This is a genomic window from Actinocrinis sp. (assembly GCF_035605935.1).
GTDB lineage: Bacteria > Actinomycetota > Actinomycetes > Streptomycetales > Catenulisporaceae > Actinocrinis.
This window is the reverse complement of record NZ_DATNGK010000317.1, coordinates 1-20,540: the sequence shown is the minus strand read 5'-3', so window position 1 is coordinate 20,540 and position 20,540 is coordinate 1. Positions and strand designations below refer to the sequence as shown.

Genomic DNA, 20,540 nt, shown 5'->3' with positions numbered 1-20,540 from the left:
TTGGACCTTAGCACCGGTCCACTGCGGCCATAAAGTAGACCCATGACCACAGAAACCACTGCTCAGAGCACTTCGACCCAAAACACGGCGCAGGATGGAAGTCAGCGCGCGACGGTTGCCGAGCGCGTTGTACCACCGGTCCGGCTGGCTGTGGACGAACTCGTCCCGCACATCAACAAGGCCATGTACGCGCTCGACGCGGCGGCCCGGAAGATCTCGCTGGAAGCGCCGCTACTGGAATTGGTCCGCGCCCGCGCCTCGCAGCTCAACGGCTGCGCCTACTGCGTGGACATGCACAGCCGCGACGCACGCAAAGGCGGCGAGACCGAGCAGCGGCTGTACGCGCTGCCGGTGTGGCGGGAGACGCCGTTCTTCACCGCCCGCGAGCGAGCCGCGCTGGAACTGACCGAGGCGGCGACCCGGCTGACCGACGGCTCGGTGACCGACGAGGTGTTCAACCGCGCCGCGGCGCAGTTCAGCGAGGTGGAACTCGCCGAGCTGATCTGGGCCATCGCCGTGATCAACACCTGGAACCGGCTGGGCGCCACCGCGCGGCCCTGGCCGCTGGACTGACCGCGGCCAGTCCGGCCGGAGCGGCGCGAGGCCCTAGGGAGTGGTTCCGACACCCGACCTAGCCGGTCGACGAAGTCGCGTTGCCGCTGCCTGTGCCGCCGCTCGATCCGCCGCCGCCTCCCCCGCTTCCGGGGTTCGGGTCGGCGGAGGAAGAAGACGGCGCGGCGCTTGTCGTATCGGCCGGCGGGGTCGTGGCGGAGGCGCTTGGCGGCGCCGGGCTGGACGGCGGCGGCGCGACCGGGGAGGAGGACGTGGCGGGCGGCGGGACGGGGGCCTTCGGCAGGGGGAAGGCTCCCGGAGCGTAGATGTCCGTCACGTACACCTTCGCGCCACAGTTCGCGGTGAGTGACACCACGCCTGTCGGCGTCGTACCGGTGACCGCGTAACCCAGGAAATACATCGAATTCAGGCTCGCGGACGGGCTCGGCGACGGCGTCACCGCCTCCTGCGGGCAAGCCACCGAGGCCCAGGCGAACTGGAACTGGTACGCCTGCCCGGTCTTGAGCACCATCGCGGTGCCCCAGGTCGGCACGGCAGGCAACAGCGCGGCCTGCGTCGGATCTTCCTTGAGGATCTCCACGGAGGAACGGGCCGTGCCTGCCTCGTTGGCGACCGTGAGCACCGGCGGCCCGACGACAACGCACGGGCTCTGCGCGATCGCGTCCACGTGCGCGTACTCGACCCCGCGCACCATCGGGCCGAGCGTGGTCGTCGTCTTGAGCAGGTCGGCCGTGCACAGCGGGACCTTCGCGGCCGCGGCGGCGGACGGCGTGGCCACGACCGGCCCGACCGGCCCGATCGCCAGTCCGGTTTTGCCGCCGGTGCCGGTCGGCCAGACCGCGTGACCGCCGTTGGCCGCGGTCGCCGCGTTCGAGGAGCCGCCCGCGCCGTTCTGGCCGCTCGCGCCGGAGCCGCCGCCGAGGCCGACCGCCCCGGAGAGCGTGGGCACGATGTCGAACCGGTCGCCGGTGGCCATGGTCACCGCCATGGCGAGCATGAGTACGCCCGCGCTGCCCGCGAGCACCATCCGGTTGCGCTGGCGGGTGTGCGCCTTGCGCCGGATCCGGGCGAGGCTGCCCGGCGGCGGGCCGGCCGCGCCGACGACGGCCATGCGGGTCCGCAGCGCCTGCGCCAGATCGAGCTCGGCTGCCGAGAGCAGACCTTCGCTCAACGCCGCCCGCTGCGCCGCGCTCTCGTCAGAAAGCGCGGCCAGGTCGGGGGAATCGCCCATGGTCGCGGCTGGACCGTGCCAGGCCACGCCGTGGTCGCCTGGCTCGGTGTGCTCCCCCACACCGTCGCGCTCCGTGCCCCGACCGGTCATGCCTTGCTCGTCCGGGCCAAGCAGCTCGGAAGTGTGCTCCGAAGTCGCGTGGCCCTGCGCTCCGTACCGCCGCGCCGCCGGGCCCTGGGGTCTTTCGGCCCCCGAATGGTTCGCAGGCCCCCCGGCCGGGCGGCGTGATTGCCCACCTTGCGGCGGGACAACGCCGTCCTTGCTCATCGATGCTCCTCCATGCGGGCGCGCAGCGCCTCGATGCCGCGCGAGCCGTAAGCCTTCACTGAACCGATAGACACGCCGAGCGCCGCGGCGACCTGAGCCTCCGTCATGTCCGCGTAGTAGCGCAACACCAGCACCTCGCGCTGCCGGCGTTGCAGTCCGCGTAGCGCCTGGATCAGCGCGTCGCGCTCAAGGACGTCGTAGGCGCCCTCTTCCGCGCTCGCCGCGTCCGGCATCGGCTTGGGCAGCAGCCGCAGGCCGATCAGGCGGCGGCGCAGCGTCGAGCGCGACAGGTTCACCACGGTCTGCCGCAGGTAGGCCAGCAGCTTCTCCGGCTCCCTGACCCGGCCGCGGGCCGCGTGCACCCTGATGAACGCCTCTTGGACGACGTCCTCGCAGGAACCGAGATCGTCGAGAAGCAGGGCGGCCAGCCGCAGCAGTGACGCGTAGTGGGTCTGGTACGTGTTCGTCAGTAGGTCGGCCGTCACATCGACGTCAGTCGCCACCGCGCCCCCAACGGCGGCGGGCGGCGGCACGGGTGGATCGGTCGACACGGGCACGTCCGGCGTGAATGTGGCTTCCGGCATGCCGACCAGAGCTGACCACGGGCCGGCGTTCGCGCGCCGGCCCGATATGTCCAGACTCGGGTCGATCATGGTGGCAGTCACAGCAGTTAGACATTCGAACCCCCTCCAGCGTTGTACCCCATCCGAGTGGATCTGTGGACGGAGTACCGGGGGTTTTCACGAAGGGCAGGATCCCATCCGAACGGGCCGCGCGGGGAGCTTCCGCCGGAAAAACCCCCGCGCGGGTGACGTCGACCGACAGGCCAGCGCCAGTTCAGCCGCGGCTGAACTCCTTGGCGACCAGCTCCGCGATCTGCGCGGTGTTCAGCGCGGCGCCCTTGCGCAGGTTGTCGCCGCACACGAAAAGCTCGATCTCGCGCGGGTCGTCCAGGCTGGAGCGGATCCGGCCAACCCAGGTCGGGTCGGTGCCGACCACGTCGTTGGGCGTCGGGAACTCGCCGTTCGCCGGATCGTCGCACAGCACTATCCCCGGCGCGTCGCGCAGTGCCTCGCGGGCCTGCTCCACGGTGATGTCACGCTCGAACGAGGCGTGCACAGCCAACGAGTGTGTGGTGATCACCGGGACGCGCACGCAGGTCGCGGAGACCTTCAGGTTCGGCAGTCCGAGGATCTTGCGCGACTCGTTGCGGACCTTCAGCTCCTCCGAGGACCAACCGCCATCCTTAAGCGAACCGGCCCACGGCACCACGTTCAGCGCCAGCGGGGCGGGGAACGGGCCGAGGTCGCCGACCGCGCGGCGCAGGTCGCCGGGCTGCGAGCCGAGCGTCGCGGAGCCGCCCACCTTGGCCAGCTGTTCGCGCAGCGTGTCGATGCCGGCCTGTCCTGCGCCGGAAGCGGCCTGATACGAGGCCACGATCAGCGAGGTCAGGCCGAACTCGGCGTGCAGCGCACCCACCGCGACGATCATGGAGAGCGTGGTGCAGTTCGGGTTCGAGATGATGCCCTTCGGCCGGTTGCGCACCTGGCCGGGGTTCACCTCGGGCACCACCAGCGGAACCTCGGGGTCCATCCGGAACGCGCCGGAGTTGTCGACCACGACCACGCCCTTGGCCGCCACGATCGGGCCCCACTCGGCCGAGACCTCGTCAGGCACGTCGAACATGGCGACGTCGACGCCGTCGAACGCCTCCTCGCTCAGCGCCACGACCTCGACCTGCTCGCCGCGCACGGTCAGCCGCTTGCCGGCCGAGCGGGCTGAGGCGATCAGCCGGATCTCGCCCCACACGTTCTCGCGGGTGGAGAGCAGGTCGAGCATCACCGTGCCGACCGCGCCGGTCGCGCCGACCACCGCGAGGGTGGGCCGGTTGGCGGCGTAGGGATTGCGGCCCGAGCCGTTGGCTGCGGAGCCGTTCGCGCTGTTCATCGTCCGGTCCCTCCATAGACCACGGCCTCGCCGTCGGCGTCGAGGTCGAAGGCGGTGTGAATGGCCTGCACGGCCGGCTTTACGTTGTCCGCCCGGCAGACCACCGAGATGCGGATCTCGCTGGTGGAGATCATCTCCGCGTTGACCCCGGCCTGGGAGAGCGCCTCGAAGAACACCGCCGTGACTCCCGGGTGGCTCTTCATCCCGGCGCCGATCAGGGAGACCTTAGCGATCTGATCGTCATAGGCCAGCGAGTCGAACCCGATCAGCGGCTTGACCTTGGAGAGCGCCGCGACCGCCTTGGCGCCGTCGTTCTTGGGCAGCGTGAAGGAGATGTCGGTCAGGCCGGTCGCCGCGGCCGAGACGTTCTGCACCACCATGTCGATGTTGATCTCCGCGTCGGCTACCGCGCGGAAGATCCGGGCGGCTTCGCCCGGCTTGTCCGGGACCCCCACCACGGTGACCTTCGCCTCGCTGGTGTCGTGCGCGACGCCGGCGATGATCGCCTGCTCCATCTCGGCCCCTTCCAGGCTGTTGCGGATCCAGGTGCCCTCCAGGGCGGAGAAGGAGGAGCGCACGTGGATGGGTACATCGAACCGACGGGCGTACTCGACGCAGCGCAGGTGCAGAATCTTCGCGCCGCTGGCGGCCAGTTCGAGCATCTCCTCGTACCGCACGTTGTGTCTCTTGCGCGCGGTGGGCACGAGTCGCGGGTCGGCGGTGTATACGCCGTCCACGTCCGTGTAGATCTCGCACACCTCTGCGTCCAGGGCGGCGGCGAGCGCCACCGCGGTGGTGTCGGAGCCGCCGCGGCCGAGGGTGGTGATGTCCTTTGTGTCCTGCGAGACGCCCTGGAAGCCGGCCACGATGGCGATCGCGCCCTCGTCCAGCGCGGTGCGGATACGGCCGGGGGTCACGTCGATGATCCGCGCCTTGTTGTGCACCCGGTCGGTGATCACGCCGGCCTGGCTGCCGGTGAACGAGCGCGCCTCGAAGCCGAGAGTGCCGATGGCCATGGCGAGCAGCGCCATGGAGATCCGCTCGCCCGCGGTCAGCAGCATGTCGAGCTCGCGGCCTTCGGGCAGCGGGGAGACCTGCTGGGCGAGGTCGATAAGTTCGTCGGTGGTGTCGCCCATCGCGGAGACCACGACGACGACTTCGTTGCCGGCCCGTTTGGTGTCGACGATGCGCTTGGCGACCCGTTTGATGCAGTCGGCGTCGGCGACGGAGGAACCGCCGTACTTCTGCACGACCAGGCCCACGTTAGCGCTCCTGACTTGGGATCGGCTGGACTTAAGGAGGTGACCAGCGCCTTGGCATGGTCGCCGCCCAGTTTAGCGAGCAGGCCACGACCACCTAGGGCTTTTCACATCGCGAGACGGCGTCTCAAAATCTGCGGCGCGCGGCCGCCCGGGCCGCCGGATTTCGCGAAACGGCCCGGCGGCGGCCGCGATCGGCCGTGGTCCGCCTCGCGCCTTACTCCTGAAGACGCGAGCGGGCCACGATCGACTGCAGCGCGCGCACGGCGGCCGAGGCGGCGGGTCCCCAGTCGGTCAGGTACGAGAACTGCCACCACCACAACGCTTCCAGGGTGCGCCCGGCGCGGTAGTGCGCGAGGCCGTGGGCGAGGTCGGAGACCGCGGTGGCGATGTCGTCGGAGATCCGGCGCCGCTCCAGCTCGGGCTGCGCGGCCAGCGGGTCGAAGACCTCGCGGTAGCTGTCGCAGGGTTCGAGCAGCGCGGCCAGCTTCTCGCGCAGCTCGTCGAGGTCCGGGTCCGGTCCCGGGTCCTCCTCGAAGCGCTCCTCGGGCACCACGTCGTGCACCGCGCCGAGCCGGCCGCCGGCCAGCAGCAGCTGGGAGACCTCGAGCAGCAGCATCGGGACCGCGGAGTCGGTCGCGTCGCCGCGGGCCACTGCGCGCACGACCACGAGGAAGGACTCGATCTGATCGGAGATCTGGTCGGCGAACTCGCCCAGCTCGGCGGCGCTGTCCAGCACGGCCGGGTGCTGATCGGCCAGCTCCAGCTCATCTTCGGCAGTGCCCGCAGCGGCGGAGCGCGTGGTGTCAGACATCGAGTGATCTTCTCCCTTCGAAGGCCCGGCCGAGGGTGACCTCGTCGGCGTATTCCAGGTCGCCGCCGACCGGCAGGCCCGAGGCGAGCCGGGTGATGCGCAGCGCGCCGTCAGCGGTGAGCGGCTTGACCAGGCGGGCGAGATAGGTGGCGGTGGCCTCGCCCTCCAGGTTGGGGTCGGTGGCCAGGATCAGCTCGGTCACGCCGCCGTCGGCGAGGCGTGCCATCAGTTCCCTGATGCGCAGGTCGTCCGGACCGACGCCGTCGATCGGCGAGATGGCCCCGCCGAGCACGTGGTAGCGGCCGCGGAACTCGCGGGTGCGCTCGATCGCGACCACGTCCTTGGGCTCCTCGACAACGCACAGGATGCTCTGGTCGCGGCGCGGGTCGAGGCAGATCCGGCAGCGTTCGGCGGAGGCGACATTGCCGCAGACCTCGCAGAAGCGCACGGTCTCCTTGACCCGGATCAGTACCTCGGCCAATCGCTTGACGTCCACCGGATCGGCCTGAAGCACGTGGAACGCGATGCGCTGGGCGCTCTTCGGCCCGATGTTGGGCAGCCGGCCGAGTTCGTCGATCAGATCCTGGACGACGCCTTCATACACGTCGAGCACCGCCCTACGCATGATCCGGTGGGGCGCGCCGCCGAAAACCGTGTGACGGTTCGCGCGGTCGACCCGCTGTCCGTCGTCCTCGTGTTGCTCATTCCTCCGCCGCTCAAATCCCCAGGCCCGGCATGCCGCCGCCCATTCCGCCCAGCGCGCCGAGCGGTCCGAGCTTGTCCTTCTGCAGCTTCTCGGCCTCCTCGTTGGCTGCCTGCACCGCGGCGATGACCAGGTCGGCTAGCGTCTCGGTGTCCTGCGGGTCGGCCGCCTCCGGGGAGATCTTCAGGTCGACCAGTTCGCCGAGTCCGGTGACGGTGGCGGTGACCAGGCCGCCGCCGGCCGAGCCGGTGACCTTACGCTCGCCGAGCGCGCGCTGCGCCTCCTCCATCTGCTGCTGCATCTGTTGCGCCTGCTGGAGGAGCGATCCCATGTCGAATCCGTCCGGAAACACCTTGGGCTCCTTGTCGGCTTGAAGCTGTCGAGCGAGACGACGGCCTGTCTTCGGTAACGGAACGAGCCTATGCGGTTCGGGCACTGGACGGGGAGCGCGCACCGTCCGATTCACGAACAGTTGACGCGATACCGGTCAACGCGCGGCGATTGCCGCACCACGGCCCGTGTCTGCCGGCCAGCGAACTCAATCCGCGTCGGATTTCTCTTCCAGCACCGTCGCGCCGAGTTCGCGAACCAACAGATCCCGGGCGGTCGGGCCGGCGTCGTCCACGTCCTCGTCGTCGGGGTCCGCTTCGTCCTCCTCCGGGGCGGTGGCGGGCTGCGCGAACGGAGGGGGCGCGGCGGCCGGTGCGGACGAGCCTTGCCTGGCTTGATTGGCGTTGGCCCCGGCCGCATGGCTCGGTGGCACGGCGGGTGACGGCGCGGCGGCCGCGGCAGCCGAAGCCGGTGCTGCCATAGGTGGCGGGATCGAGGCGCTTGGCAAGGAAGCAGGCGGACCCGTGCCGGCCGAAGGGTCGACCAGCGCGTCGATTTTCCAATCGATTCCGGTCAGCTCGCGCAGCGCGTCGCGCAGGGTCTCCTCGCGGTTCGAGCCGTGGAAGTTGTCGCGCAGTCCGGGATTGCTGAAGCCGAGTTGCAGCAGCCTGCCCTCGACGCCGACCACGTGCACGGTTTGCAGCATCACCCAGGCGACTTTGCTGCGCCGGGCCACTGCTTCCAGTACCTGCGGCCAAAGCTGCCGGACCGACGCCGACTCGGTCATCCCGCCGCCGGGCGCCCCTGACTGCGGCGTCTGACTCTGCGTCATCGCTCCCGGCGACGCGGAAACCTGAGATGCCGGACTCTGGGTCGCGGCTCCCTGCGGTGCGGCCTCACCCGCGCCGCTGGCGCCGTTCTTCCGCCATGGCGGCGTGAAGGCACCCTCCGCCGCCTCCGCAGCCTGCTGCCCTTGGACCGCTGAGACCTGTCCGTCAGCCCCCGCATTCCCGAGATCCACCGCTCCGGCAGCCACCGCAGCCGGCACGCCATGCGGCGCAGTCGCCGCGGCCATCGACGGTCCCGCCGGCTCCGCAGTCCCGCCCCGCTGCCGCTCAGCGTTTATGCCGCTCGGCCGCGTGCCAGCCGCTGAGACCTCGCTGACCGCACTGAACGCGCCCCCGCGCTCAAGCCGGTCCAACCGGGCCGCGACGCCACGAACCGGATCGTCCGCACTCGGTAGCAGAACTCGCGCACAGATAAGTTCCAGCAGCAGCCGCGGCGCCGTGGCCCCGCGCATCTCGAGCAACCCGGCGTTGACCAGATCAGCCGCCCGCGAGAGCTCGGAAGGGCCGAAGGCGGCGGCCTGCTCGCGCATCCGGGCCAACTGGTCGCCCGGTGCCGTGATCAGGCCCTTGTCCGCGGCATCCGGCACGGCGGCGAGGATTACCAGATCTCGCAGCCGCTCCAGCAGGTCGGCCAGGAAGCGCCGCGGATCGTGCCCGCCCTCGATCACATGGTCCACAGCCTGGAACGCGGCCGCGCCGTCACGCGCGGCGAACGCCGAGACCGCCTCGTCCAGAAGCGTCGCGTCGGTGTAGCCGAGCAGTCCGACGGCCATCTGGTAGGTGACGCCGTCCTCTCCGGCACCCGCGAGCAACTGGTCAAGCACCGACATCGAGTCACGCACGGAACCGGCGCCCGCGCGCACCACCAGCGGCAGCACGTCCGGATTCACTTGTACCGACTCGCGCTCGCATACCAGCGCCAGGTAGTCGCGCAGGACGCCCGGCGGCACCAGGCGGAAGGGATAGTGGTGCGTACGCGAGCGGATGGTCCCGATGACCTTCTCCGGCTCGGTGGTGGCGAAGATGAACTTAAGGTGCGGTGGCGGCTCCTCGACCACCTTAAGCAGCGCGTTGAACCCGGCCTGGGAGACCATGTGGGCCTCGTCCAGGATGTAGATCTTGTAGCGGGACGAGACCGGCGCGAAGAACGCCCGCTCACGCAGGTCGCGCGCATCGTCCACGCCGCCGTGCGAAGCGGCGTCGATCTCGATGACGTCGATCGAGCCGGGCCCTCCGCGCGCCAGGTCCCTACACGATTTGCATGCGCCGCATGGTGTCGGTGTCGGCCCCTGCTCACAGTTCAGACAGCGGGCCAGGATCCGGGCGCTGGTGGTCTTCCCGCAGCCGCGCGGCCCGCTGAAGAGGTAGGCGTGGTTCACCCGCTGATTTCTCAGCGCTCGCTGAAGCGGCTGAGTCACGTGGTCTTGCCCGATGACCTCTTCGTAGGTCTCGGGGCGGTACCGACGGTATAGCGCGAGTGACACGCCTCTGAGCGTAGCCGCTCCCACCCACACGATCGGCCGCCTCGCGCCGACCTGTGGATAACTCGAGCACAAGCGACTCGACCGAGTGCCCGCGCGAGCCGGGCATGCGAAAGACCCCTCGCGCACCCGCCAGAGCCTGCCTACCCTTGCTGCCTTCCGGCCCTGGGGGGGTTCAGCGGGGTGACGCCACACGAGGGGTCCGTCAAAAAGGATAGCCCATCGCGAGCGGCCGCCGAGCCGGGTCACCGCACGCAATGGTGTAGCGAAGCACCCGTGTGCGTCCGGTAAGCTTGCCCGCGGAGGATTCGCCTAGTGGCCTAGGGCGCACGCTTGGAAAGCGTGTTGGGGGCAACCCCTCACGAGTTCAAATCTCGTATCCTCCGCTCACAGAACAGCCCCTGATCCGACTGCGGATCGGGGGCTGTTGCCTTCGAGGGTGGCGTAGCGGCGATCTCTTTCGTGTGGTTCGGGGGTACGCCGCGGCGGCGCCAGGCCAAAGGTTGTCATACCGTCAGATCGCAGTTCGGGGCCCTCGGACGGCGCAGTGGCCGCACGGCGCCAGGTGACTCGTTGCGGAACTGAGAGCGCCGCCGGCAGGGAGTGGAAGGCCACAAAACGGTAGGCTGTTTGGGTGATCTTCAAGCGGATTGGGGACGGACGCCCGTATCCCGACCACGGACGTTCGTCGCGCGGTTGGGCGGAGGTCGCGCCACGGCAGGTTCGGCTGGACCAGCTGGTCACGACCCGGCGCCAGCTGGATCTTGACGCCCTGCTGTCCGAGGACTCGACCTTCTACGGGGACCTGTTCGCGCATGTGGTGAAGTGGCGCGGCGAGCTGTTCCTCGAAGACGGGCTGCACCGCGCGGTGCGGGCCGCGTTGCAGCAGCGCACTGTACTCCATGCGCGCGTACTCGACCTTGATTGAAGATTACCGTCGGTAGCAGCCCGGGTACCGTCAGGGCATGGATCTGACGCCCTCTCAAGCCAGCTCGTCCGAGGAAGAGCCCGCAGGCGCCCCGCGGCACCAGGAGCCGAGCGTCACCCCTGCGCCGGATACCGCCACCGTCGCCTCCGCTCCCCCTGCAGCCACTCCTATGGCCGCTGCCGCGGCAGCGGGCGCGGTCACGCTCAGTCGCGGTACCGCGAAGCGGACGGGCAACGAGATCGGTGGCAAGAAGTTCCGGGTCGGCACGGGGGACGACTACGTGCCCTTCCGTAGCCGTACGAAGCGCAGGCGGCGCCTGATCGTCACAGTCATCGTCGCCGCGGTACTGCTTGCTGCTGGCGGCTTCGGCGTCGTGTCCCTGTTCAGCTCCCCCGCACAAGCACCAGCGGCGAGTGCCTGCACGGGTAAGGCCAACGCAGCGGCAGCGGCAGCGCACAAGGTCGATCCACGCCTCCCCGCGACGGCGCAGATCAAGGTGAACGTCTACAACTCGACCGATCGCCACGGCTTGGCCGCAGCCACCGCAGCTTTGTTGAAGCAGCGTGGGTTCACGGTCCTGAAGGTCACCAACGACCCGCTTAAGGCCAACCTGACGGTGTCCGCACAGATTCGCGGCGCAACGGCGGACGCGCCCGCGATGCACGTCGTCGCGGCCGAGGTGACCGGGTCTCAGCTCAAACCGGACGCGCGGACCGACGGGACCGTGGATCTCGTCCTGGGCGCCGGATTCACCGCGCTTGCCAGCCCTGACCAGGTGTCAGCCGCGCTCAAAGCGGCGACCGCGGCTCCAGTGAAGGCGAGCGGCGCCTGCGCGAGCTAACCGCGAATTCAGGCGAACGCGGTTGCCAAGAGGGTGAGCCCTGGCGAATAACGAAGCAGCGGTGATTGGGAGGCGCGGCCATTGAAAGGGCTTTCGCATAGGTTGCGCCGTCGGGAAATCCGGCTCAAGCTGAATCTGAGCGAAAGCGAGCCGGCTGCGCGGGGCGGGCCGAGGAGGGCGAGGGGCATGGCGGAAGCCGGAGAGGTCGACGCGGCCGCGAAAACGACTGAGTCGCTCGTCGAGGCGCGGATGAAGCTCGCCTACGACGCCGCCGTTAATGAACTGACCCGGGAAGACACGACGCTGGGAAATCTCCGGAATCGCTCGAACACCGTGCTCACCATCGCCGCGCTGATCACCTCGTTCGCGGCGGGCATCGGTTTCATCCAGATCGATCCGGCGAAGGGCACCACCTTCCCGAACTGGGCCGCGATCGCGCTGCTGGTGATCCTCGGCGTCATCGTGGCGCTCAACGTGGTGGTCATGTGGCCGATCGACTTCGCCTTCGGCCCGAACGCGAAGGCTTTTCTGCGGGCCAGCGAGAATCCCGCGGAAGGACCGATCGACCGCAAGATGGTCGAACAGCTGGTCGAGTGCGCCGGCACGAACACCCGGAAGATCAACAGCAGGGTGAAGCTGTTTCAGCTCGCGGTTTTCCTCCTCGGCGTCGAGGTCGCGATCATCCTCGCCGCCAGCCTTTCCACAGGCAGGTGAACATGACTCCCAAAGCATTCCACGATGACGATGACGACGGCGGTTATGTCGTCCACGGAAAGAATCTGATCGCGGAAGTCAGCGTGACCGGTCACTCGGATCTGGTGAGCTTCTTCACGCACGAGGGTCTTTCGGTTTCCAGCGAACAGATTGTGCACGAGGACGCGGTCCGCGTGCGCATTTCCGGACAGCCGGAAACGGTGGACGACTGCGTGGGCCGCTTCCTCGAGCAGAACCCGCAGGTACCGCTTCGCATCCTGGGAACGGTTGCCGACGAGGGCGAAGGCAAGGGCGGCGACAGCGACCCGTCCTGACGCGGAAGGGCGGGAACCGGAGCTACCGGTTCCCGCCCTCAGCTGGCGGTGACGGAGGGATTTGAACCCTCGGTGGCTTGCACCACAAACGCTTTCGAGGCGTTCTCCTTAGGCCGCTCGGACACGTCACCGCGGAGAACCTTACCGGACCGGTCGGGCAGACGCGAAAAAATACTCAAGCAGCGCTGCGGCTTCTGCGGACAGCACGCCGGGGACGACTTCGGGCCGGTGGTTGAGTCGCTGGTCGCGCGGGATGTCCCAAAGTGAGCCGACCGCGCCGGCCTTGGGATCGAAAGCGCCGAAGACGATCCGGTCCACGCGGGCAAGGACCGCGGCCCCGGCGCACATGGCGCAGGGTTCGAGGGTGACGACGAGCGTGCAACCGTCGAGCCGCCACCTTCCGCGCGCCCGCGCCGCTCCTTGCAGCGCCACGATCTCGGCGTGGCCAGCCGGATCGGCGTGCGCCTCGCGGACGTTGCGGCCGCGGGCGAGGATCTGGCCGGCGTCGTCGACGATGATGGCTCCGATAGGCACGTCGCCGGTGCTAGGTGCCTGTTCCGCCTCGGCAAGCGCCTCTCGCATCCACGCGGAGTAACGGGAAAGGAGCCACGGCGGCAGCGGCGGGGGGCGGTCTGCGGTCGAGCCGGATGAAGCGCCCGGGGTCAGCGGACTTCCTCGAGTTCGTCTGCCGCGCCCAGCGCCTCCGCGACCTCCGCGAGCGCGTCCGCCGGGACCTTGCCCTCTCCGCAGAGGCCGATGAGCTTCGTCGCGCGCACGCCGAAGTCCGCCAGCAGGTTCGCGTCGCCGGCCGGTCCCGAGTGCAGCGGACGGTGCTCCGCGGGCTCTTCGCCGAGCCCGGTCGCCGAATCAGGTCCGCTGCCGTTCAGCAGTTCGTCCTCGATGGCGTCGGCTCCGTCACCTCCGTCGGCTTCGACGTCGCCGTCATCGTCCGCGGCGACGGCGGCCGCTTCGTCATTCAGCGCGTCTAGGTCGTCCGAGGCCGGTTCGGCTACCGCCGCCAGCTGCTGCGCGGGCCGGCCGTCCGGTCCGATGGGCAGCAGGTCGGTCGACAACAGCAGGTCCGCATATGCCGACCGGGAGACCGCGGCCATGTCCGAGACGAACAACCGCGGGTCCTCGTCGGCGTCGAGGCGGATCACCGCGAACCACACATCCTCCTGCTCAAGCAGCAGCACTGAGGTGTCCGGCTCTTCCTCGTCCTCGTCGTCCTCGGGAACATCCCGCATGAACTCCACCAGGCCGGCGACGTCCTCGATCTGGTCCAGATCGGCGTCGCGGGCCGTCCAGCGGTCCGCTGACCGCGCCAGCAGTGCGGCGAAGTACGCCACGGCGAGCACACTCTCCCCTCGGATTTCGGGCCGCGCGGTCACCGTCCCGCGCGGCCGGTTCCACACTTTGCACATTCAACTCAACCATCACGCCATTCGTCGGCCTGGTCATCGCGCCGCGCCGCCTTGGCGAACTGCTCGCCGAAGCCGAGCCTGGCCGCGAGCCCGCCGACCGCCTCGCGCAGCCGCAGATCCCGGTCGAGCTGGAGCTGGTCGCAGACGAACGCCAGGTCCAGCGGTCCCAGCCCGAGGTCGGCGAAGATGTCCTGGTCGCCGAACGGCACCTCGTCCGTCTTGAGCGGGTCGGCCGCCGGATCGACCCGCTCGAGCAGGTCCCCGGCGATCCGGTCGTCCGCGGCCGCCGCCGCGTTGGACAGGAACAGCCGCACTTCCCGGCCCACCAGCCTGGCCGCCACGAAGTATTCGTCGCCGAGCCCGACCAGGCCGATCGTCGGGCCTTCGGAGACCTGCTGGTGCAGGGCGAAGAGGAAGTCGTCGAGGGATTCGGCCACATGCGGCGGCAGCCCGACCGCGTCCCAGCGTCCGTCCTCCTGGAAAACGGCCACGGCGAAGTCGACGAGCTCGTCGTCGAACTCCAGGTAGTCACCCTGCCGCGCCATTTCCGTCCTCTCCAGCGGTTGCGTACCACGAACCGGGGCCGTGCATGCATGCTTCGCGAAGCAATGTCTGCACTCGCATCGTGACAGAAAGCGATGCTCCACGGCACCGGTTGGCGCGGGTGTATCGGCGCGCCGCGTTCGAGGGCGGCTCAGCGGCCGGGATCAGCCGGGCGGGTCAGTACCGGAAGGTACGGAGCACTCGGGCCTCCAACTCCGCGGCGCGGGCCCGGCGAGGGGCCACTCGCTTGCGCAACTCACGCGCTTCGGCGAGGTCGGCGAGGAATCGGGCGCGGCGAACCCTGCGGTCCCGTTCCCGATCCTCGGCGGAGGTGGCAGAGGAAGGAGAAGAAGAGGAGGAGGCGGGAGACGACTCGGCGGCGCCGGCCTTGTCGGCGGAACGCGGTGCGTCGGACTTCGGGGCGCGACGGGGCTTCTCGTCGTCGCGCGCGCGCCGGCGATCAGTCATGGCCGGGCCCCTTCGTCCATGTTCGGCCGTTTCCTTTCCGGTACCCGGCCGTCGCGGCCGGTAGACGTGACGGGCACAGATCGAAGCCGGGCTGAAACCACACCCGCGCCCGAACCCACGCTTGAACGGCGCCTCAGTTAGAGACCGCTTGCCCGCATAGACTCTGAGCATGCGCATCCACGTCGCGGAGCATCCGCTGATCGCCCACAAGCTCACCGCGCTGCGCGACCGGAACACCGACTCGCCGACCTTTCGCAGACTGGCCGACGAACTGGTAACGCTGCTCGCCTACGAGGCCACCCGGGACGTCCGCGTCGCGCCGATTGAGGTGCAGACCCCGGTCGCTCCGGCCCGCGGCGTGCGACTGGCCGCGCCCAAGCCGCTGGTCGTGCCGATCCTGCGCGCCGGGCTGGGCATGCTGGACGGCATGGTGCGGCTGCTACCAACTGCGGAGGTCGGCTTCCTCGGCATGGTGCGTGACGAGGGCACGCTGACCGCCTCCACCTACGCGACCCGGCTACCGGACGACATCTCCGACCGCCAGTGCTACGTGCTCGATCCGATGCTGGCCACCGGCGGCACGCTGATCGCGGCGATCCGGCTGCTGGCCGAACGCGGGGCCAGCGACGTGACCGCGATCTGCCTGCTGGCCGCGCCGGAGGGGATCGCGAAGCTGGAGGAGGAGCTCAAAGGCCACCCGATCCCGGTCACGGTGGTGACCGCCGCGGTTGACGACCAACTGAACGAGCACGGATATATCGTGCCGGGGCTTGGGGATGCGGGAGACCGGCTCTATGGGGTCGTATAACCGCGTATAGGGGTGCTGCTAGAACTGCTTAGAGCAGCCAAGGAATCGAACTGCGTCGACGCGCTCTAGGCGCTGGCGGGCGCGCGGGGTGAGTTCGAGTGCGTATACGCGCAACTCTGCACCTGACGAGACGGCGACGGTCGCACGGCCGGAGTCCGCAGCGCGTAGTAGCGCAGAGTGCGCACACCACCTCGGAGGGCGACGGAACCAGCGTGCGCCGGGCGTACGAGCAACCGGACGAATACGGGTAAGACGATACCTTTCGGACAACAACCCGGATCACCTTGCGCCTGCTCGGTTTCCAGCCCCCGGCTGACCGGGTACCTCTAACTCGTCAGCCGCAGCGCAGCAGATCAGGCTACGCTGGTATCGGTCAGGACTTACGTGCCACGCGTGGTCCGGCGTCAGCGGTCTGACCCGAACGGGCCGGTCAGGTCGGTGCGTCGGTGTCGCGTTCGGAGGGGAAGGGTCGCGATCGTTATGCCGAAGGCAAAGCCGGCCATTCAATGGGGCATCGTCATCTTTGTGCTGTTCTGGATCGTGCACGACCCGGACACCACGTCAAGCTTCGTCAAGGACGTGTTCGTATTCGTCTCCAACTTCTTCCACTCCATCGGTAACATCGTCAGCTTCCACAGCAACGTCCACGGCTAGCCGATGGCAATGTTCCCGTCGACCCCGTCGGCTCAGGCGCCAGGGCATATACGCAAGTTCCTGGATCCTGACGAAAAGGTCGTCATCCACACCCGCTTCCACTGGGCACAGCTGATCGGCCCGGCGGCGTTGGCCGTGGTCGGCGTTCTGGTCACGATCGCGGTCAACGTGTCGCAACCGGTGAAGACCGGTAGCGCACTGAACGTCGCGTGGTTGCTGTGGGCTCTCTGGGTGCTGTGGGCGGTGGCCTCGATGTGGGACCTTCGCAAGGCGATGGCGTTGCGCAAGGCCAACGCGCGCACTCAACTGCTGGCCGCGGTGGTGGTCGCCGCGATCCTTTTCGCGATCACGTGGCTGGTGCGCAGCAAGCAGTTCGGCGTCGGCGGCATGCTGCTGGTGGTGCTGCTCGTGGTGCTCGGCTGGTCGGCTCTGCAGATCGGCGAGTGGGCGGATCGCTACTTCGTGCTGACCAGCAAGCGGATCGTGGTGATCGAGGGAATCATCACCACCACCGTGCGTTCGATGCCGGTCTCGCGACTGACCGACATGGCCTACCGGCGTTCCGGCTTCGGCCGGCTGTTCGGTTACGGCCTGTTCGACATCGAATCGGCCGGCCAGGACCAGGCACTGAAGATCATGGACTATGTGCCGGATCCGGAGTTCACCAACCTGCAGATCTCGCACCTGCTGTTCGCCAGCCCGAAGCCGGACCCGAAGAACATCGTGATCGGCGGCCAGGTGAATCCGAACAGCGGCAACGTCTCGCTCACCGGCCAGATGGACGGCTGACCCGATCCATCCGGCCGGTTGACGCGGCGCGGCTATCTACTACTGCGGCTTACTACTGCGGCGCGATGACTTGCCCGGCTTACGCGACGCCCTCGGGTACGGCGTCGAGCGTCTCCAGGATCGCCGTCGCGAGCGCGCGTGCAGTCTCCGCGGTCAACTCGACAGCCACACGGGCGCCGGCTCCACGATCAGGATTGCGGAAGTCGATGTTCAGCGTGTGATCCGCTGACGCGTGCACCGGGTGGTCGAAGTACACGGTCGTCTCAGTCAGCGGAAACCAGCCCTCGGCGCCCTTTCCGCTGCCCTCGGTGTCGACCTTGGCGGTGATGTAAGTGCACATAGACGCCGCTCCCTACGCGCTCAGGTGCTTGCCGAAGAAGGACGCGACGCGTTCCCAGCCGTCCTTGGCGGCCTCCGGGCGGAACGCGGGCCGCTCGACGGCGAAGAAGGCGTGACCGGCGCCGGGATAGCTGTGGAAATCGAACGACTTGCCGAACTTGGTCAGCAGCTGTTCGAGCTCTGCGACTTCCTCCGGCGAGGGGTGTTTGTCCTCCGCGCCGAACAGGCCGAGCAGTGGGCAGTTCAGGTTGGGCAGCTTGTCGTAGAGCGGACTGATGTGGCGCAGCGGGTGGCCTTCCAAGCCGGACGGGTCACCGGTCACGAACGCGCCATAGCAGTCCACCGCGGCGTCCAGCGGCAGGCTGCACGCGGCGAGCACGGACTGGCGGCCGCCGGAGCAGTAACCGATCACGCCGACCTTGCCGTTGGCGTTCGGCAGGGAGCGAAGGTACTGCGCCGCGCCTGCCACGTCGCCGACCAGCCGCTCGTCCGGAACCCCGCCCTTGGCCCGTCCGGCCGCGGCAGCGTCATCGGGGGCGGCGCCGGGAGCGTCATGCCAGTACAGGTTGGGCATCACCGCGTTGAAGCCGAGGTGCCCGAATCGGCGGACGATCTCCTTCGTCCCATCGTCGTATCCGGGCAGGTGATGGATGACCACGACGCCGCCGCGTGGCGCCTCATCCTGGGCGATGGCCGCATAAGCCTCGATCTCGGCGCCCTCATGCCCTGTGATTCGTACGGTCGTTGACAGAAAAGCATCGCTCATGCGACACATCCTGCACCTGCTCTCTGAATGTCGCATGTAGCCCCTCCGGTCTGGCCGGCGGCGCGGCGGTCGCAGCTTCGTGCGACAGCGGTTCGTGGACCGCGCGTTGGTGCGATCCTCTCTTGTGCGGCGTTGATCGAAATAGAAGCGATACCAACTGACGCTGGACTTCGCGGCGAATCGCGCTACGTTGATCATGCAGCCCTCGAATACACACGGGGGCTGCACTTGTGCCCGCAGCCCCGGTCTACCTGCTGCGCTACCATGCACGGGTCATGGATACCGCACCCGCTCCCGGCCGGGGAACGCCTCTGCTGACCCTCCTCAACCGGCCGGTCGTTCTGCTGGCGCTCGGGCTCGGGCTGTCCGCAGCCGCGGGTTCCGCGTTCATCGCCGTCGTCAACCACTCGCTGCTTCCGATCGACGTCAAGCCGCTAGTTCAGCTGTTCTTCCTGCTCTCGGCGATCGGCACCGGCATGTTCGCCGCCTTCGAGCAGGAGATGACGCGGGCAGTCAGCCGCGCGCTGGCACTTGGGCACTCCGAGGCTGACGTCATCCGGCACCAGGTCCGTAACGCCGCCTGGGTCGGCATCGGCACGGTCGCCGCCGTCTGCGCGGCGAGCCCCTACATCACGCACCACTGGTTCTACGGCGACTGGCTCGTGTTCGGCGAGCTGCTGATCGGCCTGGCCGGGATTTGGGCCTCTTTCCTCATCCGCGGCGTGCTCTCGGGGCGGCAGCAATTCCGCTCTTACGCGATCACGATGGTGGTCGAGGGGTTGGCCCGGCTGCTGCCGAGCCTCGTGCTGGCGCTTCTCGGCGTCGGGTCCACTTGGTCGCAGGGCCTCGTCTTCGCGCTCGGCTCCGCGGTCGCGGCCGTGTCCGGGCTCTTCGTCGCCCGTGCGCCGATCCCGTTCGAAGCGCCGGCGGGCGCAGAGGCCGAGGTCGCGGCGAGCAGCGAGCCGGAGACCGCGAATCAGGCTGCTGTGCGGCTGGCCAGGCTCACCGGCGGCGTACTCGCCGGGCAGGTGCTGATGTACGCGATGCCGCTGGTGGTCAACGGCAGGCTGTCCAGCCCCAGCGAGGCGGGTTTGGTGCAGGCGGTGGGCGCGGCGGTGGGGTTGACCCGGCTGGCGCTGCTGATTCTCTTCCCGCTCCAGGCTCCACTGCTGCCCAAGCTGAGCGCCGCGGCCGCACTCGGCCGGATGGCCGAAGTGCGGCGGATGACGGGCATTCTGGTCGCGGTGTGCATCTGCGCCGGGTTAGCCGGCGTCGCGGGCGTCGGGCTGGCCGGCTCGTGGGTGATGATCAATGTCATGGGCGCGAAGACACCGCTGTCCACCGCGCTGCTGATGGAACTGGCCACCGGAACGCTGTTCCTCTTGGTGGCGAACATCCTGCAATCCGCGTTGACGGCGCTGAACCGGCAGCAGACGGTGCTGGTGGCGTGGTCGCTGGGCGTGGTCGCGATGTTCATCGTGTTCGCCGTGCCGCTCGGGCCGCTCACCACCGCCGCGATCGCCTCGCTGGTCGGACCGGCGGTGACGATGGTCGTCATGGCCTGGGATGTGCTGCGCACGACCGGCGGCCGGCACGCGGCGTCGGCGTCCTCGGCGCAGCCGGAAGGTGAACCGGGAAAAGCCGAGCCGGTGGTTGAGCCGGCGAGTAGACAAAGCACCTGAAGGAACGACAGCAGCAAGCAGAAAGAAAGGCCGGGGCCCGGCGGATCTCTCCGCCGGGCCCCGGCCCTCTTGCTTGTTTGCTGCTTACCGAATCGTCAGCTGGCGCTGAAGTAACCGCCGAGGTCGACGATCAGGCGGAGCGATCCGCCGGATCCGTTGAAGAAGTCGACCTTGCCGTTGTTCGGCACGATCGCCAGGTTCGGGACCGCCTGACCAGCCGAGAAGTTCAGGTTCGACACGGTCGGACGGTTCGGGTCCGGGTACGCCGTCAGGTAGCCGCTGGCCGTGGTCGAGGCCACGGTCAGGTTGGTGAGCACCGCGGTGGCGCTCGCCGGCACCGGCAGTGTCAGCACGCCGTTGGCGCCGACCGAGCCAGGACCGCCGTTGCCGAGGCCGAACCGGGTGTCGACGACGCGGTCCGGGCCGATCGCGTGGTACTTGGCGCCGGAGGTTCCGGTGCTGAAGTAGCCCGCGACGTCCGCGATCACGTCGGTCGTGCCGGAGGTGCCGTTGAAGAAGTCCACCTTGCCGTCCGCACCGACCGGCACGATCACCAGGTTCGCGATCGTCTGGTTCGCCGAGAAGTTCAGGTTGGACACGGTCGGCCGGGACGCGGCCGAGTTGGGGTACACGGTGAGGTAACCGCTCATGGTCGGATTGGTGACCGTCACGTTCATCGCCACCGCGGTGATCCCGTTCGGGATCGTCACGCTGCCGATGGTCGTATTGCCGACCTGGAGACTGGCGGTGCCGTTCGCGCCGACCTTGCCCGCCGGAACGCCAACGCCCTTACGCGTGTCCATCGCGCGCACCGGGC

23 protein-coding genes, 2 tRNA genes, 1 other RNA gene and 1 pseudogene are annotated in these 20,540 nt (G+C 68.9%); 10 read left to right on the top strand and 17 right to left on the bottom strand.

Annotated features, from left to right (window positions below; all coding sequences use genetic code 11):
* Positions 1-42 precede the first annotated feature (42 nt).
* Positions 43-573 (top strand): carboxymuconolactone decarboxylase family protein, encoded by a 531-nt coding sequence (locus tag VN779_RS25680; RefSeq protein ID WP_325727828.1) that lies wholly within the window; start codon positions 43-45, stop codon positions 571-573.
* Positions 574-631: 58 nt separating this feature from the next.
* On the opposite strand, the gene VN779_RS25675 is transcribed toward VN779_RS25680, so the two are convergent.
* The 9 genes from VN779_RS25675 to ffs form a co-directional block, all read right to left on the bottom strand.
* Positions 632-1,894, bottom strand: coding sequence for a hypothetical protein (locus VN779_RS25675; protein ID WP_325727826.1), 1,263 nt, complete (start codon positions 1,892-1,894; stop codon positions 632-634).
* A 173-nt stretch (positions 1,895-2,067) separates the two neighbouring features.
* On the bottom strand, positions 2,068-2,655 hold the full coding sequence (locus tag VN779_RS25670) for a SigE family RNA polymerase sigma factor (RefSeq protein WP_414639755.1): 588 nt from the start codon (positions 2,653-2,655) through the stop codon (positions 2,068-2,070).
* 253 nt (positions 2,656-2,908) lie between these two features.
* A complete protein-coding gene (locus tag VN779_RS25665; protein WP_325727822.1) occupies positions 2,909-4,018 on the bottom strand; it encodes an aspartate-semialdehyde dehydrogenase in 1,110 nt (369 codons plus the stop codon).
* A complete protein-coding gene (locus VN779_RS25660; RefSeq protein WP_325727820.1) occupies positions 4,015-5,280 on the bottom strand; it encodes an aspartate kinase in 1,266 nt (421 codons plus the stop codon). Before VN779_RS25660 ends, VN779_RS25665 begins: the two co-directional genes overlap by 4 nt.
* 214 nt (positions 5,281-5,494) lie before the next feature.
* Positions 5,495-6,091, bottom strand: coding sequence for a DUF5063 domain-containing protein (locus tag VN779_RS25655; protein ID WP_325727818.1), 597 nt, complete (start codon positions 6,089-6,091; stop codon positions 5,495-5,497).
* Positions 6,084-6,695: a recombination mediator RecR gene (gene recR / locus VN779_RS25650; RefSeq protein ID WP_325727840.1), complete on the bottom strand. Its 612-nt coding sequence runs from the start codon at positions 6,693-6,695 to the stop codon at positions 6,084-6,086. The genes VN779_RS25655 and recR overlap by 8 nt, the downstream gene beginning before the upstream one ends.
* Positions 6,696-6,807: 112 nt before the next feature.
* Entirely contained in the window at positions 6,808-7,125 is a 318-nt protein-coding gene (locus VN779_RS25645; protein WP_325727816.1) for a YbaB/EbfC family nucleoid-associated protein, read from the bottom strand.
* Positions 7,126-7,332: 207 nt separating this feature from the next.
* Complete coding sequence (locus tag VN779_RS25640) at positions 7,333-9,456, bottom strand: DNA polymerase III subunit gamma and tau (RefSeq protein ID WP_325727814.1); 2,124 nt, start codon at positions 9,454-9,456, stop codon at positions 7,333-7,335.
* Positions 9,457-9,562: 106 nt separating this feature from the next.
* Positions 9,563-9,659: signal recognition particle sRNA small type (ffs, locus tag VN779_RS25635), an RNA gene on the bottom strand.
* A gap of 95 nt (positions 9,660-9,754) precedes the next feature.
* Between ffs and VN779_RS25630 the strand changes: the two genes are divergently transcribed.
* The 5 genes from VN779_RS25630 to VN779_RS25610 all read left to right on the top strand — a co-directional run bounded on the left by VN779_RS25630 (position 9,755) and on the right by VN779_RS25610 (position 12,250).
* Positions 9,755-9,839 (top strand) — tRNA-Ser (locus VN779_RS25630).
* A 248-nt stretch (positions 9,840-10,087) separates the two neighbouring features.
* Entirely contained in the window at positions 10,088-10,381 is a 294-nt protein-coding gene (locus VN779_RS25625; protein ID WP_324842474.1) for a type II toxin-antitoxin system VapB family antitoxin, read from the top strand.
* Positions 10,382-10,418: 37 nt separating this feature from the next.
* Complete coding sequence (locus VN779_RS25620) at positions 10,419-11,222, top strand: LytR C-terminal domain-containing protein (RefSeq protein WP_325727810.1); 804 nt, start codon at positions 10,419-10,421, stop codon at positions 11,220-11,222.
* Positions 11,223-11,408: 186 nt separating this feature from the next.
* Entirely contained in the window at positions 11,409-11,936 is a 528-nt protein-coding gene (locus VN779_RS25615; RefSeq protein ID WP_325727808.1) for a hypothetical protein, read from the top strand.
* 2 nt (positions 11,937-11,938) lie between these two features.
* A complete protein-coding gene (locus VN779_RS25610; protein WP_325727806.1) occupies positions 11,939-12,250 on the top strand; it encodes a hypothetical protein in 312 nt (103 codons plus the stop codon).
* A gap of 43 nt (positions 12,251-12,293) precedes the next feature.
* Here the strand turns inward: VN779_RS25610 and VN779_RS25605 are convergent.
* The 5 genes from VN779_RS25605 to VN779_RS25585 form a co-directional block, all read right to left on the bottom strand.
* A tRNA-Ser gene (locus VN779_RS25605) sits at positions 12,294-12,381 on the bottom strand.
* Positions 12,382-12,391: 10 nt separating this feature from the next.
* Entirely contained in the window at positions 12,392-12,832 is a 441-nt protein-coding gene (locus VN779_RS25600) for a nucleoside deaminase (protein ID WP_325727804.1), read from the bottom strand.
* Positions 12,833-12,912: 80 nt separating this feature from the next.
* A complete protein-coding gene (locus VN779_RS25595; protein WP_325727802.1) occupies positions 12,913-13,674 on the bottom strand; it encodes a hypothetical protein in 762 nt (253 codons plus the stop codon).
* A 5-nt stretch (positions 13,675-13,679) separates the two neighbouring features.
* Positions 13,680-14,219, bottom strand: coding sequence for a tRNA adenosine deaminase-associated protein (locus VN779_RS25590; protein ID WP_325727800.1), 540 nt, complete (start codon positions 14,217-14,219; stop codon positions 13,680-13,682).
* Between the two features lie 175 nt (positions 14,220-14,394).
* A complete protein-coding gene (locus VN779_RS25585; protein ID WP_325727798.1) occupies positions 14,395-14,685 on the bottom strand; it encodes a hypothetical protein in 291 nt (96 codons plus the stop codon).
* A 169-nt stretch (positions 14,686-14,854) separates the two neighbouring features.
* Here VN779_RS25585 and upp point away from each other — a divergent pair, with 169 nt between their 5' ends.
* The 3 genes from upp (at position 14,855) to VN779_RS25570 (ending at position 16,936) form a co-directional block, all read left to right on the top strand.
* Positions 14,855-15,493, top strand: coding sequence for a uracil phosphoribosyltransferase (gene upp / locus VN779_RS25580; protein WP_325727796.1), 639 nt, complete (start codon positions 14,855-14,857; stop codon positions 15,491-15,493).
* 480 nt (positions 15,494-15,973) lie between these two features.
* Complete coding sequence (locus VN779_RS25575) at positions 15,974-16,147, top strand: hypothetical protein (protein WP_325727794.1); 174 nt, start codon at positions 15,974-15,976, stop codon at positions 16,145-16,147.
* A gap of 3 nt (positions 16,148-16,150) precedes the next feature.
* Positions 16,151-16,936, top strand: coding sequence for a PH domain-containing protein (locus tag VN779_RS25570; RefSeq protein ID WP_325727792.1), 786 nt, complete (start codon positions 16,151-16,153; stop codon positions 16,934-16,936).
* A gap of 79 nt (positions 16,937-17,015) precedes the next feature.
* Here VN779_RS25570 and VN779_RS25565 read toward each other — a convergent pair whose 3' ends face one another.
* Both VN779_RS25565 and VN779_RS25560 read right to left on the bottom strand, forming a co-directional pair.
* Positions 17,016-17,276, bottom strand: coding sequence for a DUF6295 family protein (locus VN779_RS25565; RefSeq protein WP_325727790.1), 261 nt, complete (start codon positions 17,274-17,276; stop codon positions 17,016-17,018).
* A 12-nt stretch (positions 17,277-17,288) separates the two neighbouring features.
* Positions 17,289-18,041 (bottom strand): dienelactone hydrolase family protein, encoded by a 753-nt coding sequence (locus tag VN779_RS25560; RefSeq protein WP_325727788.1) that lies wholly within the window; start codon positions 18,039-18,041, stop codon positions 17,289-17,291.
* A 275-nt stretch (positions 18,042-18,316) separates the two neighbouring features.
* On the opposite strand from VN779_RS25560, the gene VN779_RS25555 reads away from it, so the two are divergent.
* A complete protein-coding gene (locus VN779_RS25555) occupies positions 18,317-19,723 on the top strand; it encodes a hypothetical protein (RefSeq protein WP_325727786.1) in 1,407 nt (468 codons plus the stop codon).
* A 95-nt stretch (positions 19,724-19,818) separates the two neighbouring features.
* On the opposite strand, the pseudogene VN779_RS25550 reads toward VN779_RS25555, so the two are convergent.
* A pseudogene (locus VN779_RS25550) lies at positions 19,819-20,540 on the bottom strand (hypothetical protein); the annotation flags it as partial.